Genomic DNA, 24,739 nt, shown 5'->3' with positions numbered 1-24,739 from the left:
TATGAAAAATATTATTAATTAACAGCCGATTATGAGTGCTTCTTAATATATTAAAAATACCACTTATTTTTATTTTCGACATAATAATGAAGTACTAATCAAGTGGCAAATACTCGTTTCATTATGCATGTGCTTTATAAACGGCTAAACTTTCGTAAAAATTTATAAGCTAAACATGTGCTGATAATCATAAATGTAACTGCCCAACATTATAAGCACCATAAAAAATACCAACAAACATATAGTCATTGGTATTTTTTATTACTTATTCAACTATTTTATTACTTTCTTTAATATCATATTCACCTACATCATTACCATAGAAACGATTGTATCGACGTTTAAATAATTGGAATAAATGAGTAACTAATACTTTTAAAATAGCATATCCCGGAATACCTAAAATAACGCCTACAATACCAAGCAATTTGCCTGCACACAGTAAAATGAAAATGATTGTAAGTGGATGAATCTTAAGTGTTTTACCCATGATATTTGGTGAAATGAAGTGCCCTTCAACAAATTGTACTAAAGTCCATACTACTGCTAATTTTAAGAGCATCCACGGCGATGTTATAGCAGCTATTACAATAGCTGGAGAAATCGCTATAGTAGGCCCTAAATATGGTACAACACTTGTAACTGCCGCAATACTAGCTAATACTAAGCTATATTTCAACCCGATAACCGAATAACCGATAAACAACAGTATACCGATACAGAATGAAACGATAATTTGTCCTTGAATGTATGAACCAACTTGAACACTCATTTTTTCAAGTAGATCATGAAAATCTTTTCGGAATTTCGGTGGCATAATATTCGTTGAAAATTCTTTGAAGTGATGTCCATCTTTAAGCATAAAGAATAGTACAAATGGTGTTGTGACAATCACAACGCCAATATTAGCAATCGTTTCTGCAAACGTTGCAATTTTAGACCCAAAGCCATCTGTAAATTCACTTAACATAGATGGTATTTTCTTAGGTAAAGAATTTAACCAATCATTAATTTGACTATAATACGAAGAGAAAAACGTATTATTTGCTATTTTATCAATAGAATTAATTAATTTTTCTAGATATTGCGGTGAATTTTTAACTAAACTATCTACTTGCGAACCAATAATAGGTATCAATAAATTAACAATTAACGTAATAACACCTACTACAGCTAGATAAATAATAGAAATACCTGCAACTCTTGGTATTCTATAACGTTCCATCATATTTACGATTGGGTTAAATAGATAGAATAGAATTAAAGAGACGATGATAGGTGCTGCTATCGTCTTAAAAACGATGATAAAAGGATCAAAAACATATGATACTTTTTCGAAAATAAAAATAACAATACCCAACAATACTAGCGCTATTAATGAGAAGACTAAATCATTCCCACCAACAAACTTCATATACCGTGATTCGGTAAATTTTAAAAAATTCTTTCTTATATTCTTTTCATTTTCATTCAATTATAGATTCACCACCACTTAAAATATTCATAAGATGTTGTATAAAAACAGTCCACTTATGTAAAATTACTAACATCAATGATACCATACAAATACCCTTTACAGTAACGAAACGCCCGTGTAATACACTTAATTTAGGATTGATTAATCCTTTCTTCAAAATGATGAATGTGTAATGTTAAATATATAATTTCAGACTCACTGATATTAACATCAAATTGTTTTTGTATCATAGTTAAAATTTTATATGCTGTGTTATAGCAAATCGGATAGTGATTTTTAATCATAGACACAAAATCATCTTGTGCATGTATATATTCTTTTCTTCTTAATCGGCGAATTAAAAATTGTACGTGCCTTATAAAACGTTGGTATTGTAATGATTCCTTATCAACAGTTGTCACAAGGTCTGATTCAATGATATCTATACCTTTTTTAATAACATTATTGATCAAGGTCATCTCATGCATAGATAAATCTTCTGTATTAGATGCAATATGTAATGCAATAAATCCTATCTCATCTTCAGGAAAATGTACATCTAATGCTGCATTTAACTGATCAATCACCTGTTTAGCAATATGATATGCATCACTATATAACTGCATAGTTTCCATAACAAATGGATTGCTAATAACTTGATTTTGTTTTAAGCGTTTATAAGCAAATATAATATGATCCGTTAATGAAACTACAAGTTGTTTTGAATCAACATTCATCGCAGTATTAGAAATAAAATTCAACGAATCAATAATTACTTGTAATACATTATCATCAGCGATTTCAACTAAACTTTTATAATGTGCTTTTTGTTGCTCACTTTCTAATTTATAAATTTTCTCTATTGTAATAGTTTGGTCGTTTAACGCCATTCCCTCTTTTTTGTTAAAACCAATACCTTTACCGATTAAAATAACTTCTTGATCATTATTAGTACATACTACGACATTGTTGTTCAATGTTTTAGTAACAATATATTCTCCCATTATCATCACCTATTTTTCTATTATTAAGATTATATATCGGAAATGTCTAACTTGAAAGTATAATAATTTAAATACTTGTGTTCTATTACACGCCTATCCTATATGATATATCTTAATTTAATTTCGATGTCTCTCAAAGTGGAATAACTATAATAAAAAAATCTGACTCCCATATTTACAAATAATTCTATTTATTTATATATTATCTGAATTAATACTCAATACAAACTAAAACGTACTATTAAATTGTGCAAAGCTAAAACAAATTTATATTCATCTATCCAACAATATGTCTTATCAATGGTATAGTCTTTGCACACCAATGGAGGAAATAAATCTCAACCTTACTATATTAATATATAATCAAATCTTAGATTAACTAGTGTAATGATACAGATGATAATTGAGTACAAATTTAAAACCCTGAGATTTTCGCTTTAATTTGAAAACCTCAGGGTTTATTTGATTTTTATATAATGAATCGTTACATTAAAAATATTTATTTATCAGAGTTCTTATATTTGTTAGCGCCCCAAGCACTAATTCCAAATAAGTTAATTTCTAAGTTTTCAGGTTTAAAGACAGGGTTCTTGCCTTCTTTTTTCTGCTTTTGATAATCTTTCATCAATGCAAAAGCTACATTGGACAGTCCTATAATGGAAATAATGTTTACAATTGCCATTAAGCCCATAAATAAGTCTGCCGTATTCCATACTGTTTCTGTTTTTACAACTGCACCGACAAAGACAAGTACTACAACAAGACATCTAAAGATAAATAATATTACACGGTTTGTTGATAAAAATTCAATATTAGATTGACCGTAATAGTAATTACCTACAACAGATGAAAATGCAAACAGTGTAACTGCTATTGTTAAGAAAATACCTCCAGCAGAACCTAAATGCTCATTAAGTGCTGATTGAGTAACTGCAACACCTTGAGGTGCGTTATCACCAAATTTCAGTCCTGAATATAGTAAAATCATGATTGCAGTTGCTGTACAAACCAACATTGTATCAAAGAACACACCTAATGATTGGATTAAACCTTGCTTAACAGGGTGTGGTACGGCAGCAGTTGCCGCTGCATTCGGCGCAGAACCCATACCAGCTTCGTTAGAGAATAAACCACGTTTGATACCTTGAAGAACCGCAGCACCTACAGCGCCACCAGTTACTTGTTCGATACCAAATGCACTTTTAATAATCGTACCTATCATAGGAACAATTTGATCTAAATTAAATAGCAATATTACTAAAACCATACCAATGTAAATGATAGCCATAATCGGTACAATTAACGAAGATAACGTAGCAATACTACGTACACCACCAAATATAATAATAGCTGTTACGATTGCTAAAATAATACCTGTGATTACTGGACTAATATTATATTGCGTATTTAACGACTCCGCAATTGTATTAGATTGCACTGTGTTAAATACAAATGCAAATGTAATTGTAATTAAAATCGCAAATACGATACCTAGCCATTTTTGATTTAAACCTTTAGTAATATAGTAAGCTGGACCACCACGGAATCCACCATCTTTATCATGTACTTTATAAACCTGAGCCAAAGTCGCTTCTATAAATGCACTCGCTGCACCTATAAATGCAATAACCCACATCCAAAATACTGCACCTGGACCGCCTAAAACAATCGCAGTCGCAACACCAGCAATATTACCAGTACCAACTCTCGAACCAGCACTAATCGCAAATGCTTGGAATGGCGAAATACCCTTCTTACCATCTTCTAAAGTTTCTGGACGTTCTACTAAAGCTCTAAACATTTCAGGTAACATTCGTAATTGAACGAATTTAGAACTAATCGTAAAGAAGAATCCAGCTGTCAATAATAGACCAATTAAATATTGAGACCATATTAAATCGGTACCAACATGGACAAATTCTTTAAACCATCCAGGTATTAAACTATCGAAATCTTTCAAAATAAACCCCTCGCATCCTCTACATGAATCATGTACCTTCTATAAAATTAGACCGAATTGAACCTTCAGTAAATATAGAGATACATCATCATTTCTTATACAATACAAGAGATTTATATTAGTTTGGTCAAAGTATATCGCTAATTTAACGATAAGTACTTGGTCAGCATTTAATATAAATCCCTTGAATTTAGTCAAAATTTAACATTACTGTATTTTATCATTTAATTTCGTGATTGCATATAGTTTTTAGCTAATATACATGTCTATTACTTCACCAAAATCATCTGTATCTACAATGAATGAGCCATTTGTATATTGTTCAGATTTATGAATATCATTAATTAAACCATGTTCTTCATTTGATTTTGAATATAATGTATATTGACTATGTTCACCTGTCACTACATGTGCAGCTACAATACGATGTGGATTTTTCTTTAATTCTTTTAATAAAGTTATTCCACGTTGTGCTCTTTTAGCAACTTGTAAGATTTTAAAACTAATACGTTTTAACGAGCCGCGTTGTGTGGCCATCAATATAGTATCATTTTCAGAAACACCTTCTGTCATAACAACGAAATCTTCAGCTTTAAGATTTATTGATTTAACACCAGCTGCCCTTAATCCGGTATCTGATAGTTCACTTGTATTATACGTTAATGACATACCTTTATTAGTAATGACGGTAATTAATTGATCTTTTTCAAAGCGCATAACACTAATCAAATCATCATTTTCTTTAACTTTAGTAGCAATTAAAGGTTTATTAAAACGCGTTGTTTTAAATAGAGGCACTGTACTTTTCTTAATCATGCCATTTTGAGTCGCAAAAACATAAAATGCATCTGTATTAAAGTCCTTTTCATTAAAGACATTAATAACCACTTCATCTTCTTCGATAGGAACTATTTGTGATACATGTTGTCCCAATTCTTTCCAACGAATATCTGCTAATTTATGAACCGGTATAAATAGATAACGACCTTTATTTGTAAATACTAGTACGGTATCTTGCGTATTTACTTCTTGATGTTTAAGTAAACTGTCACCATCTTTTAAACCAATATCTTCAACACCGCTAGCATTAAAGCTACGAATAGAAGTACGTTTAATATATCCATGACGTGTCATACTTAAAATAACTTCTTCACTAGGCACCATAACTTCTTTGTCAATTTTAATTTCTTCAATTTCTGCTTCAATTAAAGACAGTCGTTCAGATTTGAATTTCTTTTTAATTTCATTCAATTCTTCTTTTATGACATTCAATAATGCATCATGGTTATCAAGAATATGACGTAATTGTTTGATTAATGCTTCAAGTTCTTTATGTTCACCTTCAAGCGCAACTATGTCAGTATTTGTTAAACGATATAACTGTAACATTACAATTGCTTCAGCCTGTTCTTCTGTGAACTCGTATACTTCGATAAGGTTTTCTTTAGCGTCACGCTTGTTTTTAGAGCTACGAATCAATTCGATTACTTTATCTAAAATTGACAACGCTTTAATCAAACCTTCAACGATATGCATACGTTTTTCTGCATTATCTAATTCAAACTTCGTTCTATTTGCAACAACCTCAATTTGGTGATTCAAATAACTATCTATAATTTGACGAATACCCATCAATTTTGGACGACCATCACTAATAGCGACCATGTTGAAATTATATGAAATCTGTAAATCAGAGTTTTTATAAAGATAATTTTTGATTGATTCACTGTTCACATCTTTTTTCAATTCAATTGCTATTCGTAAACCAGTTCTATCAGTTTCATCACGTACTTCAACGATACCATCGACTTTTTTGTCAGCACGTAATTCATCGATACGTTTTACTAAGCTACTTTTGTTCACTTCATATGGAATTTCAGTAATAATTAACTGTTTACGTCCATTGCGTAAAGTTTCTTCTTCAACTTTAGAACGAACTATAATTCTACCTTTACCTGATTCATAAGCTTTTTTAATACCATCAATACCTTGAATAATACCACCAGTTGGAAAATCAGGACCTTTAATATATTTCATTAATTGATTGACTGTAATATCCGGATTATCAATATATTTAAGTGTTGCTTGAATCACTTCAGCTAAATTATGTGGTGGTATATCTGTCGCGTAACCTGCAGATATACCTGTAGAACCATTCACTAGTAAGTTAGGAAATCTTGATGGCAATACCATTGGTTCGAGTGTCGTATCATCATAGTTTGGAATGAAAGAAACTGTCTCTTTATTAATATCACGTAATAACTCTTCAGCTAGTAAGCTTAACTTAGCTTCAGTGTAACGCATTGCCGCTGGCGGATCATTATCGATACTACCATTATTACCATGCATTTCTATTAAGACATGTCGTAACTTCCAGTCTTGACTTAAACGGACCATTGCTTCGTACACTGAGGAGTCTCCATGTGGATGATATTGACCAATAACATCACCGACTGTTTTCGCACTTTTACGGAAATTTTTATCGTGTGTATTACCACTTGAATACATTGCATATAAAATACGACGTTGTACTGGTTTTAAACCATCACGAACATCTGGCAATGCACGCTCTTGAATAATATATTTACTATATCTTCCAAAGCGATCACCTAAAACATCTTCAAGTGATAAATCTTGAATTATTTCACTCACTAGATTTCCTCCTCATCAAATTGATCATTTTCAAGCACTTGTACTTCAGAATTATCTAAAATACTTTGGTCCTCTTGCATACCAAACTCAACATGCTTTTCAATCCATTCACGTCTAGGTTGTACTTTGTCACCCATTAATGTTGTTACACGTTTAGATGAACGCACTTCATCTTCAACTTGTACACGAATTAAAGTTCGTGTTTCTGGGTTCATCGTCGTTTCCCATAATTGTTCAGGGTTCATTTCACCCAAACCTTTGTAACGTTGTAACGTGAAGCCTTTACCAAGTTCTTTTTGCAATTTATTAAGCTCTTCGTCTGTCCAAGCGTATTCAACTCGCTTTGTTTTGCCTTTACCTTTTTCCAATTTATAAAGTGGAGGTAAAGCAATAAATACACGACCTGCTTGAACAAGCGGTTTCATATATTTGAAGAAGAATGTTAACAATAGCACTTGAATATGCGCACCATCAGTATCAGCATCAGTCATAATAATTACACGATTATAATTACTATCTTCAATTTTAAAGTCAGTACCAACGCCTGCCCCGATTGTGTGGATAATTGTATTAATTTCTTCATTTTTAAAAATATCTTCTAGACGTGCTTTCTCTGTATTAATTACCTTACCACGTAATGGTAATATCGCTTGGAATTTGCGGTCTCGTCCAAGTTTTCCTGAACCTCCCGCAGAATCACCTTCGACTAAATACAATTCATTTTTTTCAGTGTTTTTACTTTGTGCAGGTGTTAATTTACCAGATAGCAAAGTGTCTTTACGCTTGTTTTTCTTACCTGAACGAGCATCTTCACGAGCTTTACGTGCAGCTTCCCTTGCTTGTTGTGCTTTAATCGCTTTTTTCACAAGTGATTTAGACAATTGTCCTTTTTCTTCTAAATAGAATGGCAATTTGTCTGCAACAACTGAATCAACAGCACTTCTAGCTTCAGAAGTACCCAATTTAGATTTCGTTTGTCCTTCAAATTGCAATAATTCTTCTGGAATACGAACAGACACAACAGCTGTTAAACCTTCACGAATATCATTACCATCTAAGTTTTTATCTTTTGTTTTAAGTTCATTAATACGACGTGCATAATCATTAAATACACGTGTCATTGCTGTTTTAAAACCAACTTCATGTGTACCACCATCTTTAGTACGTACATTATTTACAAAACTTAAAATACTTTCTGAATATTGATCATTATATTGGAAAGCTACGTCTACCTCTATACCATTTGCTTCACCTGAAAATGTAGCCACGTCATGCAAAACTTCTTTTCCTTCATTGACATAACTAACAAACTCTTTGATTCCTTCTTCATAATGGTAATGCTCTTGACGCTCTTTACCACTGCGTAAATCATTAAGCGTTATTTTTAAATTTTTCAATAAGAACGCAGACTCTTGTAGTCGTTCACTTAAAACATCAAAATTAAATGATGTAGATGCTTTAAAAATTGTGTCATCAGGTTTAAATGTTACTTTGGTACCTGTTTTCTTAGTTTTACCTTTTTTCACTAAACCAGAAGATGGCGAACCACCGTTTTTAAAACTTTGATGATATATATTACCATCTCGATGGATTTCAACTTCAAGCCATTCACTCAATGCATTTACAACTGAAGCACCAACACCGTGAAGACCACCTGAAGTTTTATAGCCGCCTTGTCCAAATTTACCTCCTGCATGTAAAACAGTAAAGATAACTTCGACTGTCGGTTTACCTGATTTATGTATACCTGTTGGCATACCACGTCCATTATCTTCTATAGAAATACTACCATCTTTATTAATTGTTACATCTATTTCGTTACCGTAACCATTCAATACTTCATCGACGGAGTTATCGACAATTTCATATACTAGATGATGTAATCCCCGTTTATCAGTTGATCCAATATACATACCAGGTCTTTTACGAACTGCTTCTAACCCCTCTAAAACCTGTATTGAATCATCTGAATAATTATTTTGTTTATTCATTGCCAATGATTTCGCCTCCTGCAAACGTACGTTCGTTTTTAAAACTATACAATAGTTATTCTTATATAAATCAGCGTAAAATGCAAGTATCAATTAACTTTCATAGCTTAATTCCATATATTAATCCCCGTTTTTAAAATTTTTAGCCGTAATTTAAATGAATATGATAAAATAGTCCTAAGATATTAAAGGATGTGTAATATTTATGATGATAATCGTCATGTTACTACTAAGTTATCTTATCGGCGCTTTCCCAAGTGGATTCGTAATTGGAAAATTATTTTTCAAAAAAGATATTAGACAATTTGGTAGTGGTAATACTGGCGCTACTAATAGCTTTAGAGTATTAGGTCGTCCTGCAGGATTCTTGGTAACATTTCTAGATATTTTCAAAGGGTTCATAACTGTTTTCTTCCCTTTATGGTTACAAGTTCACGCAGATGGCCCTATTAGTACTTTTTTTACAAATGGTTTAATTGTTGGCTTATTCGCTATACTTGGACACGTTTATCCTGTTTATTTAAAATTCCAAGGTGGCAAAGCTGTTGCAACTAGTGCAGGTGTCGTCTTGGGAGTCAATCCGATACTTTTACTAATACTTGCAATTATCTTCTTTATTGTATTGAAGATTTTTAAATATGTTTCTTTAGCAAGTATCGTTGCAGCAATTTGCTGTGTGATTGGCTCGCTTATCATTCAAGACTATATTTTATTAGTCGTTAGTTTCTTAGTTTCAATCATATTGATAATTAGACATCGCTCTAATATCGCAAGGATTTTTAGAGGCGAAGAACCTAAAATAAAATGGATGTAACAATTTTTTGACATTAGTCCATCATTGCATATTTTTTTGCAGTTGATGGATTATTTTATTTTTGCAAAAACAATTTTTTTAACTTAAAATTCAACTATACTTAGTTTTTTTACAAGAACATTTGAGACCGAGACATAAATCAATGTCATAGGCTCCACAATGTTATATTAGCTGTAGTTAACCGAACAAAATGCGCTTATAACTAGGTTTTTTCAATTCTGGTCGGGGGTCCCAACATAGAAGCTTATGGAAATTCAGCTTACAATAATGAGCAGGTTGGGGTGGGCTCCAACACAGAGAATTTCGATAAGAAATTCCACAAATAATACAAGTTGGCCCACTCCCATTCTGTAATAAATATAGGAGGTCATTGTTATGCAAATAGAACTTACTGATGCAGCAGTAACTTGGTTTAAAAATGAACTTGAGTTGCCTGAAAATAATAAAGTGCTCGTGTTTTTTGTAAGATATGGTGGCGAATTCCAACTCAAGCAAGGATTTAGTCCTGCTTTTACAGTTGAACCAAAGGAAGATGTTGATATTGGCTATGAACAACAATATGACGATTTAAATGTTGTCGTAGCGGAAAAAGATTTGTGGTACTTTGAAGATGACCACATTATTGTAAATGTAGTTGATCACGAAGATGAAATTTCTTATTCCACAAAATAACTAAAATAAAACGAACTTGTTTACACATTCTGATGTGTCCTGAACCTCGGAAGTTGTACTTTGGTTTAGCACATCTGATGTTGTATGAACAAGTTCGTTTTTGCTATATATTAGCTTATCTTCACGCTAATTACATTAATGTTAACGTATTGGCTATTTTTTATAGATTAATTGTTAATATTGCCTCTCCAAACATTTACAGTAACTTATAAAGAATCAATACCATCCATTATCTCTACTGTTTTCCCTTCATTATTGAGCGTTTGCACTTTACTATAAGCTTCATGCCAATCTGGGAAATAACGATCCAACCGTATAGGCTTAAAAGTATCTTCTTTAATGCAAATCAATTCTGTGGAACCTGTAGTTGCAAGTTCACCTTTTTCATTAAAAATCTCATATTTATACACTGAACGTAATCTCGAATATTTTTCAACCCAAGTTTTAACTTTAACTTTTTCTGGATAAAAAATAGACTTTTTATAATTGACATTGAGGTCAGTCACAGGTGAAATGATTCCTTGTTTTTCCATATCAGCATAACTAAAACCTAACTTCGATATATAATCCAACCGCGCAACTTCAAACCAAGTTGCATAATTCCCGTGATAAATTACACCCATCTTATCAGTTTCAGCATAACGCGCTTCTATTTCTGTAATACTATATATCATTTTAAGCCTTCTTTCAGTTTAACTTTATATCTCATTCTAACATAAAATACAAGAAGAGGCCGGCCAAGAACACAAAGGTTTTGAACCGACCTATTATATCATAAAGTTTATAGAAGTATTTTTGAGCACTATCAAAGTGCCTCAAATACCGATTAAAATTTTACTGTGATATCTATTTTTTATTGCGCTAATTTATTTCTTAAAACCATTTGTAAAATTCCACCGTGACGATAGTAATCCATTTCAACAAGTGAGTCAAAACGAACCATAGCGTCAAATTCTACCAAATCACCATCTTGCTTCTTAGCAGTAACTTTGACGTAGTCATGTGGTTGAACATTTTCATCAATATTAACAGAAATTTCTTCTGTACCATCTAGACCAAGAGAATCAGCTGATTCACCTTTTTTAAACTCTAATGGTAATACACCCATCATAACTAAATTTGAACGATGGATACGTTCATAACTTTGTGCAATAACTGTTTTAACACCTAATAAGTTTGTACCTTTTGCTGCCCAGTCACGAGATGAACCCATACCATAATCGTTACCAGCTAATACAACTAAACCTGTACCATCTTCTTTATATTTCATTGCAGCATCAAAGATAGGCATTACTTCATTTGTTGGCCAATAAGTTGTAAAACCACCTTCAGTACCTGGCGCTAATTGGTTTTTAATACGTATATTAGCAAACGTACCTCGAACCATTACTTCGTGATTACCACGTCTTGAACCATATGAATTAAATTCACGAATAGGCACTTGATGATCTTGTAAATATTTACCAGCTGGCGTATCTTTACCAATTGCACCTGCTGGAGAGATGTGGTCAGTTGTCACAGAATCACCGAATTTACCCATAACACGTAAACCATTTAATGGAACAATCGTACCCGGTTCTTTAGATAATCCTTGGAAGAATGATGGATTTTGAATGTATGTTGAATTAGGATCAAAGTCATATAGAGGTTGATCAGTTACATCAATCTCATTCCATAATTCGTTGTTATTGTATACGTTATTATATTCTTCAATAAATAATTCAGGTGTTACAACACTATCAACGGTATCTGAAACTTCTTTAATTGATGGCCAAATATCTTTCAAATATACATCTTCACCGTCATTACCTTTACCAATAGGTTCATTTTGTAAATCAATATCAACCGTTCCAGCTAATGCATAAGCAACAACTAACTGTGGTGAAGCTAGGTAATTGGCTTTAACAAGAGGATGGATACGACCTTCAAAGTTACGGTTACCAGATAATACAGATGTCACTAATAGGTCCTCATCAGCAATCGCTTTTTCAATTTCTGGTAATAAAGGACCTGAATTACCGATACAAGTTGTACATCCATAACCAACCAAGTTGAAGCCTAAATCATCTAAATAAGGTTGTAAGCCAGCATCTCTTAAATATCCGGTAACAACTTTTGATCCTGGTGCTAGAGAAGTTTTAACGTATTCAGGAACTTTCAAGCCTTTTTCAACTGCTTTTTTAGCAACTAAACCTGCACCTAACATTACATAAGGGTTAGATGTATTTGTACATGATGTAATTGCTGCTATTGCAATATCACCTGTTTTCATTGTAGCTTTTGATCCATCTTTAAAGTTAATTTCAGCTTTCTTATCAAATTCACTTTTATCTAAACCGTGTCCTTGGTTGCCTGCTGGAGCTGTTACAGAATTTTCAAATGATGATTTCATATCACTTAAGAAAATTAAATCTTGAGGACGTTTTGGTCCTGAAAGCGATGCTTCAACTGTTGATAAATCCAATTCGATAACATCTGTATAATTAGGATCTTCTTTCTCAACATCAAAGAACATATGGTTTTGTTTCAAATATTCTTTTACTAGCGCGATATGTTCGTCTGATCTACCAGTTAACTTCATATATTTAAGAGATTCATCATCAACTGGGAAGAATCCGCAAGTTGCTCCATACTCTGGTGCCATGTTTGCAATTGTAGCACGGTCTGCTAGTGGTAAATGTTGTACACCTGGACCAAAGAACTCCACAAATTTACCAACAACACCTTTTTTACGTAGCTCTTGAGTTACTCTTAACGCTAAATCAGTTGCTGTTGCGCCTTGTGGTAATGAATTTACTAGTCGTACACCAATAACCTCTGGAATTGGGAAATAAGAAGGTTGTCCAAGCATTCCAGCTTCAGCTTCAATACCACCAACACCCCATCCTAGTACGCCAATACCATTTATCATTGTTGTATGTGAATCAGTACCAACTAATGTATCTGGAAATGCAGTTTTTTCACCATCTACATCACGAACATGTACAACACTTGCTAAATATTCTAAGTTAACTTGGTGAACTATTCCAGTTGCAGGAGGAACTGCATTGTAATTATCAAATGCTTTCGTTGCCCAATTTAAAAACTGATAACGTTCATAGTTACGTTCAAATTCTAATTTCATATTACGTTCAAGAGCTTCTGGATTTGCATAGCTATCCACTTGAACTGAGTGGTCAATAACTAAATCCACCGGTACTTCTGGATTAATTTTAGTAATATCTCCCCCAACGTCATCCATTGCTTTACGTAAAGAAGCTAAATCAACTACGGCTGGTACACCTGTGAAATCTTGTAAAATAACACGAGAAGGTTTAAATGGTACCTCGCCTTCATTTCCATCTTTTCCAAACTGACTTAAAGCTTTAATATGATCGTCTGTAATTACAAAATCATCTTCTTGACGAAGTAAAGATTCTAACAAAACACGAATTGAATAAGGTAAATTGGAAACTTTAGTAATACCTTGCTCTTCTACAGCTTTTAAATCATAGTAAGTATAACTTTGGCCATTCAAGTCAAAATGTTTTTTTGATTGCTCTTTAAAATTTGCAGCCATTTAATGATCCCCCTTGATACATTTTTATATTTATATGCCTTGATTAAATTGTATTATTATATTTATTGATAAACAACTCATCATGCTTAGAAAACGCTTAATTTAGGTTTTGACTTTTTAATCAGAGTATATAAGCAAAACTTATCATACAGGTAAGGTGTAATAAGTATTTTTTATTAATTGAGAATAATTATCAATTTCGCGAATGATTCAATTCAATTTTTAAACGTATTATTTCATTGAGCAGAAAGAAAATTATGGCACCAAACTTTAATATTTTTTTCAATGTCATTCTTTTGATGGGAGTGGGACAGAAATGATATTTTCGCAAAATTTATTTCGTCGTCCCACCCCAACTTGCATTGTCTGTAGAAATTGGGAATCCAATTTCTCTTTGTTGGGGCCCATCCCCAACTTGCACATTATTGTAAGCTGACTTTTCGTCAGCTTCTGTGTTGGGGCCCTCACCCCAACTCGCATTGCCTGTAGAATTTCTTTTCGAAATTCTCTGTGTTGGGGCCCCTGACTAGAATTGAAAAAAGCTTGTTACAAGCGCATTTTCGTTCAGTCAACTACTGCCAATATAACTTCGTAGAGCATAGAATATTGATTTATGTCCCAGCCTGAGTTAATTTTCTATAAAAGTATATTTAATTTGCGTTTATACCGTCAAACTTCACTTTAGCTTTGTCAAACCCCTTTCTATTAAGTTTTCAGAAATAAACCTATCTTAAAATATAAAAAAATCGAGAATTCGTAGTTTAATAACGAAATTCTCGTTCTTATCCTTTTGAATATACTCAATTTTCCACAAAAACAAACAAGTAGTATATCTGTTCTAGCTACTAGAATGACATACTACTTGTTATTAAAATACTTAACTAAACTTTATTAGTTATCTTTTTTCTCTATATTTCTACGTGACTGACGCTTTTCAAGAATGTCAGATTCATAATCTTCTTGTTGACTCTTGATATATTCTTGTAAGCGATGTTTATTCGGAGTCAATGTTAAACCTAGGAATTTACGTTCCTGGTTCGCATCCTTGTAGAAACTTACCATCATGAGTATGACGACAAAGGAGAATGGGAATGCACTTATAATTGCAGCACTTTGAATCGCATTTAAAGCTTCAGCGCCGTTACCGCCACCAGCTAATAAAAGTACAAATGCTATTAAGGCCTGTGAAATTCCCCAAACAACTTTTACCATACTAGATGGATTTAATGAACCAAATGTTGTTTGCATTCCTAATACAAATGTTGCTGAGTCAGCAGATGTAATAAAGAATGATGCAATTAATAATAATGCAATCAACGATAAAACAATGCCAAATGGCACATGATTAAACACTCCAAATAGCTGTGTTTCAGGAGTCATATCAAAAATTTCTTTGTGTTTCTTACCTGTCTCGATGCCTAATACACCAAAGACACTAAACCAAACAAAACTAACAATTGCTGGAACTAGCAAGACACCAGAAATGAACTCTCTAATTGAACGTCCTTTTGAAACTCGTGCAATAAACACTCCAACGAATGGACTCCAACTTAACCACCAACCCCAGTAATAAAGTGTCCATGAAGACATCCATTCACGTTTTTGAGGATTTAAAGCTGCTGTATCAAAACTATTAAACAAGAATGTGTTTAGTAAACTACCCGTAGAGCTAGTTAACATATTTAAAATAAGAACAGTTGGTCCAACAATTAAAGCAGCTACCATTAAAATAGTACCTAAACCAATGTTCAAGTTACTTAAGTATTGAATACCTTTACTTAATCCAGACCATGCACTTGCTATAAATAAGATAGTAACAACAATGATGATAATCGCTTGTACAAACGTATTGTTTGGAACATTGAACAAGTAATGTAAACCACCATTAATTTGTAGAGCACCCATACCTAACGAAACGGCTACCCCAACGATTGTCGCAAATACAGATAAAACGTCAATAAAAATCCCAATAGGACCTTCTACTTTATCACCTAAAAGAGGACGTAAAGTTCTAGATAATAAACCTGGTTCACCTTTACGGAATTGCGAATATGCCAACGCTAACGCAACAACACCATAAACAGCCCAAGCATGGAATCCCCAATGGAAAAATGTTGAACGTAGAGCTTCAGTATAAGCTTCAGTAGTTTTGGGATCTGCTGTAGGTGGCGTAGCAAAGTGCGCCATCGGTTCAGCTGCACCATAAAACACCAAACCTATCCCCATACCAGCACTAAACAACATAGCAAACCATGAAATTGTATTAAACTCAGGTTTGTCATTTGGTTTACCTAGTTTAAGTTTTCCAATAGGACTAAAAATAAGGAATATACAGAAGAACACGATAATCGTAGTAAGAATAAGATAATACCAACCTAACTTTTCTGTAATCCACATTTTAATATTATTGGTAACATAGTTGAATTGTTCAGGTAAAAATGCACCAAGTAATACGACTATAGCAACAACAATTGCACTATAGATGAAGACTGGTGAATACTTCTTTCCATTTGGATTCTCTGGTGAAGAAGAATTCATAATTAATTACTCCCTTCAATTCTATATTTAATTTTATGTAGTAGAATAAAAATATTATCTAAACATTTTATTCAATAACTCACGCACCTTTATAGGATAACAAAGGTCTTTGCGATAATCAAATTTTCTTGAATAATCTATTTTCTAATTTTTTTATTTGTTGTATAATTGAGGTTACATTTAAAAAAGAGAAGTTGAGTGTAATGTTAAAAGAATTCAAAGAGTTCGCCTTAAAAGGTAACGTCTTAGATTTAGCAATTGCTGTTGTGATGGGTGCAGCTTTCAACAAGATTATATCTTCATTAGTAGAAAATATCATTATGCCATTAATTGGTAAAATTTTCGGATCAGTTGATTTTGCTAAAGAATGGTCATTCTGGGGTATTAAATACGGTTTATTTATCCAATCTGTTATCGACTTTATTATCATCGCGTTTGCTTTATTCATCTTTGTTAAGATTGCAAATACATTAATGAAGAAAGAAGAAGCCGAAGAAGAAGCAGTTGTGGAAGAAAATGTTGTGTTATTAACTGAAATCAGAGATTTATTACGTGAGAAAAAATAATTTTTAAATAAAAAGAGATGGGCTAAGGTTGTTCTATACATTCCAAAGTACCATCTCTATTTTTTATGTTTTAATTTCTTTTGAATCTTGTTGAACTCTGATATTGATCTGATTTCACTTCTAAAACTAAAGGTATTCTATTTTTCAATTCGCTCACATGTGAAATAATCCCAACCATTCTACCAGTTGATTTAAGATTTAATAAAGTGTCTAACGCTGTTTCAAGCGTTTCTTGATCTAATGTACCGAATCCTTCATCAATAAATATTGATTCTAGTGAAATACCTCCTGATTGCTGCTGTACAATTTCGCTTAACCCTAAAGCTAATGCAAGCGACGATTGGAAAGTTTCTCCACCTGATAACGAGCTAATATGTCTAGACTTATTTGAATGCAAATCAAATACATCAATTTCTAGGCCACTAAGACCATGAGAAACCGCTTCTCGCCTAATTAGTTGGTATCGATTATCTGACATTGTTGCTAATCTCAGATTTGCTTGAGCAATAATTTGATCTAAATAGTAAATTAAGACAAAGTTTTCCAATGTAAGATTTTTGTTATTCTTACCACTGACAATTTCAGCCAATTGAAATATTTCTTGTTGATCCTTTAATTCTTGATTTAAGTAATTAATATGCGAAACTATAGATTGTGTTTTATTAATATTATTTTGACATTGATAATGAACAGCAGAGTATTCATCTATCAGTGTATTCATCTTTCCTTTTTTTAGCTCATATTCATCTTTTAATTTATCAGAGTCCAATAACTCTTTATCCTTAGTTAATGATTCTAACCTAGCTATTTCCATTTCAAATTCATGATAACGTTTTTTATAAGTATCCCTTTTCTGCTCTAATTCCTCTTGCTCGCCCCTCCAGGCTATTATTTCATCTATATCATTGTCATCAGTTAAATTCAGCCTCGACATTTCCATTTCAATAGACTGTTCATTCAATTCTAAGTCATTATTGTAAGTTTCTAGTTGATTTTCATAATGATTTAGATTATTTTGCTCAATTAACTTTCTTTGAGACAATTGCATTAACTTATCTTCAATCTCCTTTGAGAGTTCTTGATGCTGATTCACATCTTGAACATACTTCTTATAATCCACCTCAAAATTAGTGATATTATTATATTTCGAGAGTGTTTCAAATTCAGTGATGAGATCTCGACATAATTTCAACTCAGATTCATTTTTATTTAGACGCAATTGTTTATTATGAATTTGCAACGTTAGATTATCTTTTTCTTCTTTCATTTGTTCTATAAATTTATTAAGATCTCTTTGATTATTCAATGCATTTTCATTTTCTAGCAGACGCTTATTCAATACTTCAAGTGAAAAATCACTTTGCGTTTTAATATTAATATTCGATATTTTTTCATTAACAAATTTAATTTCAGAATTATGCACAGCAATATTCGATTTTATAGCGTGGATATTTGCTTCAATTTCTTTAATTTCATTTTGACGTTTAGCAATACTGTCAAAATCAATATGATGCCCTAAATCCTGAATTTCATTACCACATATCGGACATTGATCTCCAATATTTACAGCAGATTTAATTTCACTTATAAAGCTTTCTTTATCATTTAAGTCCAATTTTGTTTTATCGTAGCGATCTAATTTTATTTCGAGATTCTTCAATATAGATGTTTCTTCATTAATTTGATTCTCTAACTCTTGCTTACTACCTAATAGTTTATCTAATTCAGCTTTAGCTTTTTCATTTTCTTTAATTATATTAATTTCATTATTTATGTTCGTTATCGTATTATTTAGTTCGATAATTTTCTCGTAATCACTTTGGTTATTACCTATTGAATCTTCGACCGTTTCTAAACCTTTAATTAGATCATTTAATTCATCACCTAATTGTTCACCCTCAGTTCTCAAGCGTTCAATATTGAGATAACTTTGTTGATACTTATTAATATCGTTAAATAATACTCTAGTTTTATCAATAAAAGAGATTTTACTTTCAATTAAATCTCCATTTTCTTCTAACATTTTTTTCTCTTTGTCTATGTTTCGCTTATCACAATCAAGATTCAATATTTTATTATTGGTTTTAGAAATATCTTTTTTGCTATTAGCAATTTTAGTTTCAATTTTTTCTCTATTTTCAATATAATTCAATAGGTTTGTAATATCTTGTAACAACTTTAACTTAGCTTCAATTCCCTCTATTTCAGGTTGTTGTTCGTTCAATTGAACGAAATCAATTTTATTTTTGTTGAGTTGATTAATATTATCTTTTAATATATTATTTTCTAATGTTTTCTTTTCTATTATTTCAAATTCTTTAATAGCAGTTTCTTTACTTTCATTTACAGATGCTAGTATTTCTTTCGACCTAGCTTGTAAAAGTGGTATATTTTCAATCAATTTGTCTATCTGTTGAGTGGCAACCTCTAATAAGCCTTTTATATTGTCATCATCAAATGATTCAATTTCTTGCCATAAAAGGTCAATTTGTTGATATCTATTCTCGATTTGAGCTTTTTCTTTTTTTACTTCTTCTTTTAATATTTCTCGTATAGCTTCAAATTTTTCACTGTCAAACAGTGTTCTTAATATCCCTTGCTTTTCACGACTGTTTGATATTAAAAAGCGTTTGAATTCACCTTGAGGCAAAATAAACAATTGTCGGAATTGATCTGCATTTACTCCTAATAATTCAATAATGAATTGGGTACCTGAAATTACTTTACTTTCTCTAATTTCATACTTGCCATCCACCATCTCAAATACATCAAATTTAGCGTTCGTTTTTGTTGTATTACCTTCTTTGATATAAGGGCCTTGTCTATGCACTTTATAAATTCGATGATTTAATTGAAATTCAAATGTTACTGACATCGGCTGTTTACCATCAGCGAAATGACTTCTCAAATCATTTTCTTCTCTTTGTTCAGTTGATGCTTTACCAAACAAGGCATAAGTCATTGCATCAAAAATCATTGTTTTACCCGATCCAGTCTTACCACTTATTAAAAACAATTCATTATTATCAATTTTAGAAAAATCAATTTCTTCTTTTAAAAAGGGGCCGAAATTATTCAACTTTAAATGTAATGGTTTCATTCATTAATCCTCCTTTCTCAATTCGTTTTCTAAAATATTTTTTATCTTTTTAGATTGGATATCCGATAATTCTTTATCAGTTATATGTTTATAAAACATTTCGATAATTGACATGTCATCTTTTTCACTTATTTCTATAGCATTATTTTCTTCATTGTAATTAAAAGTTTCATTCGTCAGCGCTAAAGTATTAGGATAAATTTGTTTTAAACTCATCATTGGATCAGTAATATGAGACATATTTTTAAGTTTAAAATGTAAATAATTATCTTTATTTTTCACATGAACTTTTTCATTAATAACATCATTATATTCGCCTGAGATAATTTCCAATTGTCTAAGTGGCTTAAGAGGAATAAATACATCGTTAATAATGCCATCATTAATTGTTACACGTCTATACCCTTTAGCTTGACCCGCTTCCGAAAATGAATACTGCAATAAGGAGCCACTATATTTAATTTTGTCGTCTTCTATACTAAATGGATGATGCAAGTGACCTAGCATGACATAATCAAATATATCAAAAACACCTTTCTGAACTGATTCAACCGTTCCAATAGTTAATGGTCTTTCAGAATCAGATGTCTTTCCACCTTGAACAGTCAGATGACTAATTAAAATATTGACGGCATCTTCATCAATTTCCGGTGCTATTGTTTCAATACAGCGCGTAATTCCCTGTTGATGTGTTTCAATGGTGTCATCTTCAAAGTAGTGTTTCATTTCGCTCACAGTAGCATAAGGGAGTGTATAAAAATTAACCCCATTTATCTCTATTGGTGAATTAATCGATGTAAAATCTGTTCTTATAAATAACTGATTATGTTCAAACCAACTCGCCCCATAGTTTAACCTCTCTTTACCATCGTGATTTCCACTAATAATAATTATTGGTATACGCAGTTCTAAATTTAACTTTCCAATCGCTTGTTCTAATAACATGATTGCATCTTTACTTGGATATGTTGTGTCATATAAATCTCCAGCTATCACAATGATATCAGGTTCTTCTTCTTTCATTTTTTCTACGAACATATCTAAAATATACGCTTGATCTTCTAAAAGCTGTTTGCCATTTAATATTTTCCCTAAGTGCCAGTCTGCTGTATGTATAATTTTCATTACTGCCTCCATATAGAACATTTGTTCGCTTTTATTTTAATATAATCATTTCACCTTTTCAAGTAAAATTAAAACCACTCATTGACTGATTTAGAAGTCGATCACAAGTGGTTTTAAAAGTAATTAATTGATTAATGTTTTCTTTAGTTTTTTGTATTTATATAGCATTGCTGCTCTCCAAGGAACAATCATACAGAATGCTAATAAAAAGAACATGCCGCCTAATTCTCCAGGATCTATTTCATTACTAATGAATATTTTCATCACAGTACGAATGATAAGTAATGAAATCAAAATAACTGGAAATGCTTTAGATCGTTTCATATAAATTTCTGTACCTTTGACTTCAAATCGAGAAGTCCAAATTAGAACTGTAGAAAAAAGCAAACCAATTATAAAGGCTTCTAGCATTTCCGATCCTGTTAGCCTAAAATATGGAACGACGTACATCAATGCACCGGTCGCCATAAAAAACGGTGGCAAAACTATTTTTTTCTCATTTACCGGATAATTTTGAGCTTTCATACGAATAACTATAACTATAGTTCCCATAAATAAAGCTACAATGATTGAAAATATTAAATAGAGCACGCAGACACCTTCTCGTTAAATAAACTCTCTGTAAATCATACAAAATGAATTATAGCATTTCTCAGTCTATTCGTCATTTTGTTAACTTTAATTTTAATAAACATATTTATTCTTATTAATTTGATTATAAAAAGAGGCCATTTCCATATCTGGAAAATAGCCTCTATCAATTGCGAATTTACTTTTTCGCACTCTTCATATTTTGATCCATATTTTTATTCATCATCGTCATCATTTGATTAATTTTCTTCTGAGAAGGTTTTTGACCCATTTGCATCATCATCATACGAAGCATTTCTTCGTTGATTGGTGGGTTTTTCTTCAAGTAGTCCATCATATATTTTCTAGCTAAAAGGAAACCTCCAATTAAACCTAAAATTAATGCAGCTACTATAAAAATAATTGCTAACCAAGTTGCCATTGTTTCACCCGCTTTCTTTATCCTACTGAATTTTACTAAATTCATCACATTATTTCAAGAACTAGTTTATTCAAGTATTTTAATATCGATACTAAAAATAATATCAAAAATCATGCTGTTATAACAGAGCTTTTAAAGATTAATCTGAAATAGTATACTTTCATAACTTATCACTTATGATGTAGTTTAAGTGCTATACTCTAAATTTCAACACTTTAAAAGAAGCCTAAGATTATGCATCCTAGACTTCTAAACATACTCGCTTTATAAATTATTCTTATAAGCTCATAACTTGGTTTAAGATATTTTCTTTTGTAAATCCATATTTTTCAACTACTAAATCGCCAGGTGCACTTGCGCCAAAGCCGTCAATAGCAATAACTTTACCTGCAGTACCTACATATTTATGCCATCCAAGCGGTGAAGCCATTTCAATCGCAACACGTTTTGTTACGCTTGATGGAATAACTGATTCTTTATATTCTTCAGATTGTTGTTCAAATGCATTCCAGTTAGGCATTGAAACAACACGTACTGATTTACCTTGTTTTTCAAGATCTTTAGCAGCTTCAACTGCAAGACTAACTTCTGAACCTGAAGCTAATAATAGGAATTCTGGTGTCTCTTCAGAGCCATAAACTGTATAGGCACCTTTTCGAACGCCTTCTTCAACTACATCTTCTGGTACATCTAATACCGGTAAGTTTTGACGTGTCAATACTAATGAAGTAGGTGTAGATTCAGATTCTAAGGCAACTTCCCATGCTACTCTTGTTTCATTACCATCAGCAGGACGGATAACATTCATATTTGGAATGGCTCTTAATCCAGCTAATTGCTCAATTGGTTCATGAGTAGGACCATCTTCACCTACTGCAATTGAATCATGTGTGAAGATGAACGTTGCATTTAATCCCATAATTGATGATAAACGTAACGCTGGTTTTAAATAATCACTAAATACGAAGAATGTTGCACCATATGGATGTAAACCTCCATGTGCAGCCATACCATTTACAGCAGCACCCATAGCAAATTCACGTACACCAAACCACACATTTTTACCTTCAGGTGTTTCAGAACTATAATCAGTTGCATCATTTACATTGGATTTGTTTGAACCAGCAAGGTCTGCTGATCCACCAAAGAATGAAGGGACAGTTTTACTGATTGCTTGAATAACAGTACCAGAATCAGCACGAGATGCACCATTATGACCCAGTTCAAAACGTGGTAATTCATCCTTATAATTTTTAGGCAATTTACCACTAATCGCTAATTTAAATTCTTCTGCTAATTCAGGATATGTTTCTGCATATTTTTCTAATAATGAATTCCATTGAGATTCATCTTCATTAGCACGTTTTAACATAGTATTTTGGAAAATTTCGTATACCTCTTCTGAAACATTAAAACGTTTTTCAGGATCTAAACCGTAATTTTCGAATGTTAATTTTCTTTCAACTTCACCTAAAGGTGCCCCATGAACACCATTAGTTCCTGCTTTATTCGGTGAACCAAATCCGATTGTTGTTTTAACTTCAATAATCGTTGGTCCTTCTTGAGATTTAGCTGTAGTAATCGCTTTATCAATTTCTTCTAAATCATTACCATCTTTAACTAGTAAGTAATTCCAACCATATGCTTCAAAACGAGCTTTTGTGTTTTCAGAAAAAGCTTTGTTTAATTCGCCATCTAATGAAATATCATTTGAATCGTATAAAACAACTAATTTACTTAATTTATTATGTCCAGCAAATGAAGCTGCTTCATGCGATATACCTTCCATTAAATCACCGTCAGAAGCTAATACATATGTGTAATGATCTACAACATTATATCCTTCTTTATTAAATTTCCCTGCTAGGTGATCTTCTGCTAAAGCTAATCCTACTGACATAGCAAAACCTTGTCCAAGTGGTCCGGTAGTAACTTCTACACCATCTGTATGTCTGTATTCAGGATGACCTGGTGTTTTAGAACCCCATTGTCTAAATTGCTTTAATTCTTCTAATTCTAAACTACCAGAAACATGTAACAAGCTATACAATAATGCTGAACCATGCCCTGCAGATAATACGAAACGGTCTCTATTGAAGTAATCTTTAGATTGTGGATTAAAATTCAGATGACGTGTCCACAAAGTGTAAGCCATTGGGGCAGCTCCCATAGGTAATCCTGGATGACCAGAATTCGCTTTTTCGATTGTGTCGATACTTAGTGCACGTAGCGTATCAACAGCTAATTGATCTTTTTCATTAAACATCTTGTGTATCTTCCCTTCTTCAAT

18 protein-coding genes are annotated in these 24,739 nt (G+C 32.2%); 3 read left to right on the top strand and 15 right to left on the bottom strand.

The window, feature by feature from the left end; translation table 11 throughout:
• Positions 1-265: 265 nt before the first annotated feature.
• From cozEb to parE, 6 genes are all read right to left on the bottom strand, one after another.
• Positions 266-1,474: a cell elongation protein CozEb gene (gene cozEb, locus AA076_RS06860; protein WP_001004752.1), complete on the bottom strand. Its 1,209-nt coding sequence runs from the start codon at positions 1,472-1,474 to the stop codon at positions 266-268.
• Positions 1,467-1,634 carry a hypothetical protein gene (locus tag AA076_RS14950; protein WP_001788758.1) on the bottom strand — a complete coding sequence of 56 codons (168 nt, stop codon included), beginning with the start codon at positions 1,632-1,634 and terminating at the stop codon, positions 1,467-1,469. Before AA076_RS14950 ends, cozEb begins: the two co-directional genes overlap by 8 nt.
• Positions 1,609-2,460, bottom strand: a complete 852-nt coding sequence (glcT, locus tag AA076_RS06850) for a glucose PTS transporter transcription antiterminator GlcT (RefSeq protein WP_000505015.1) — start codon at positions 2,458-2,460, stop codon at positions 1,609-1,611. The genes AA076_RS14950 and glcT overlap by 26 nt, the downstream gene beginning before the upstream one ends.
• Positions 2,461-2,959: 499 nt before the next feature.
• Positions 2,960-4,420, bottom strand: coding sequence for a glutamine transporter AlsT (gene alsT, locus AA076_RS06845; protein WP_000651160.1), 1,461 nt, complete (start codon positions 4,418-4,420; stop codon positions 2,960-2,962).
• Between the two features lie 249 nt (positions 4,421-4,669).
• Positions 4,670-7,072, bottom strand: a complete 2,403-nt coding sequence (gene parC, locus AA076_RS06835; protein ID WP_001289569.1) for a DNA topoisomerase IV subunit A — start codon at positions 7,070-7,072, stop codon at positions 4,670-4,672.
• Entirely contained in the window at positions 7,072-9,063 is a 1,992-nt protein-coding gene (gene parE, locus AA076_RS06830; protein ID WP_025175364.1) for a DNA topoisomerase IV subunit B, read from the bottom strand. Before parE ends, parC begins: the two co-directional genes overlap by 1 nt.
• Positions 9,064-9,268: 205 nt before the next feature.
• On the opposite strand from parE, the gene plsY reads away from it, so the two are divergent.
• Together plsY and AA076_RS06820 are read left to right on the top strand one after the other, a co-directional pair.
• Positions 9,269-9,877 carry a glycerol-3-phosphate 1-O-acyltransferase PlsY gene (gene plsY, locus AA076_RS06825; protein WP_000972781.1) on the top strand — a complete coding sequence of 203 codons (609 nt, stop codon included), beginning with the start codon at positions 9,269-9,271 and terminating at the stop codon, positions 9,875-9,877.
• A gap of 375 nt (positions 9,878-10,252) precedes the next feature.
• On the top strand, positions 10,253-10,549 hold the full coding sequence (locus AA076_RS06820; RefSeq protein WP_001165377.1) for a HesB/YadR/YfhF family protein: 297 nt from the start codon (positions 10,253-10,255) through the stop codon (positions 10,547-10,549).
• A gap of 206 nt (positions 10,550-10,755) precedes the next feature.
• Here the strand turns inward: AA076_RS06820 and menI are convergent, their stop codons facing one another.
• The 3 genes from menI to AA076_RS06805 all read right to left on the bottom strand — a co-directional run bounded on the left by menI (position 10,756) and on the right by AA076_RS06805 (position 16,646).
• Complete coding sequence (menI, locus tag AA076_RS06815) at positions 10,756-11,223, bottom strand: 1,4-dihydroxy-2-naphthoyl-CoA hydrolase MenI (protein WP_000640487.1); 468 nt, start codon at positions 11,221-11,223, stop codon at positions 10,756-10,758.
• A gap of 179 nt (positions 11,224-11,402) precedes the next feature.
• Positions 11,403-14,108 carry an aconitate hydratase AcnA gene (acnA, locus tag AA076_RS06810; protein ID WP_000729744.1) on the bottom strand — a complete coding sequence of 902 codons (2,706 nt, stop codon included), beginning with the start codon at positions 14,106-14,108 and terminating at the stop codon, positions 11,403-11,405.
• Positions 14,109-14,999: 891 nt separating this feature from the next.
• A complete protein-coding gene (locus tag AA076_RS06805; RefSeq protein WP_001088978.1) occupies positions 15,000-16,646 on the bottom strand; it encodes a BCCT family transporter in 1,647 nt (548 codons plus the stop codon).
• A gap of 203 nt (positions 16,647-16,849) precedes the next feature.
• Between AA076_RS06805 and mscL the strand changes: the two genes are divergently transcribed.
• A complete protein-coding gene (gene mscL, locus AA076_RS06800) occupies positions 16,850-17,212 on the top strand; it encodes a large conductance mechanosensitive channel protein MscL (protein ID WP_000910489.1) in 363 nt (120 codons plus the stop codon).
• A gap of 70 nt (positions 17,213-17,282) precedes the next feature.
• On the opposite strand, the gene sbcC is transcribed toward mscL, so the two are convergent.
• The 6 genes from sbcC to tkt form a co-directional block, all read right to left on the bottom strand.
• Entirely contained in the window at positions 17,283-20,312 is a 3,030-nt protein-coding gene (sbcC, locus tag AA076_RS06795; RefSeq protein WP_000803169.1) for an exonuclease subunit SbcC, read from the bottom strand.
• A gap of 3 nt (positions 20,313-20,315) precedes the next feature.
• Positions 20,316-21,437 (bottom strand): exonuclease subunit SbcD, encoded by a 1,122-nt coding sequence (gene sbcD, locus AA076_RS06790; RefSeq protein ID WP_000691284.1) that lies wholly within the window; start codon positions 21,435-21,437, stop codon positions 20,316-20,318.
• A 123-nt stretch (positions 21,438-21,560) separates the two neighbouring features.
• Positions 21,561-22,028, bottom strand: a complete 468-nt coding sequence (locus tag AA076_RS06785; RefSeq protein ID WP_000966142.1) for a CcdC family protein — start codon at positions 22,026-22,028, stop codon at positions 21,561-21,563.
• Positions 22,029-22,121: 93 nt separating this feature from the next.
• On the bottom strand, positions 22,122-22,220 hold the full coding sequence (locus tag AA076_RS14925; RefSeq protein ID WP_001789897.1) for a hypothetical protein: 99 nt from the start codon (positions 22,218-22,220) through the stop codon (positions 22,122-22,124).
• Positions 22,207-22,449, bottom strand: coding sequence for a YneF family protein (locus tag AA076_RS06775; protein WP_000246909.1), 243 nt, complete (start codon positions 22,447-22,449; stop codon positions 22,207-22,209). The genes AA076_RS14925 and AA076_RS06775 overlap by 14 nt, the downstream gene beginning before the upstream one ends.
• Before the next feature lie 277 nt (positions 22,450-22,726).
• Positions 22,727-24,715: a transketolase gene (gene tkt, locus AA076_RS06770; RefSeq protein WP_000481443.1), complete on the bottom strand. Its 1,989-nt coding sequence runs from the start codon at positions 24,713-24,715 to the stop codon at positions 22,727-22,729.
• Positions 24,716-24,739: the final 24 nt, after the last annotated feature.

The sequence above is a fragment of the Staphylococcus aureus genome (genome assembly GCF_001027105.1).
Taxonomy (GTDB): Bacteria; Bacillota; Bacilli; order Staphylococcales; family Staphylococcaceae; genus Staphylococcus; species Staphylococcus aureus.
The sequence above is the reverse complement of the archived record's forward strand: the minus strand, read 5'-3'. Positions and strand labels throughout refer to the sequence as shown.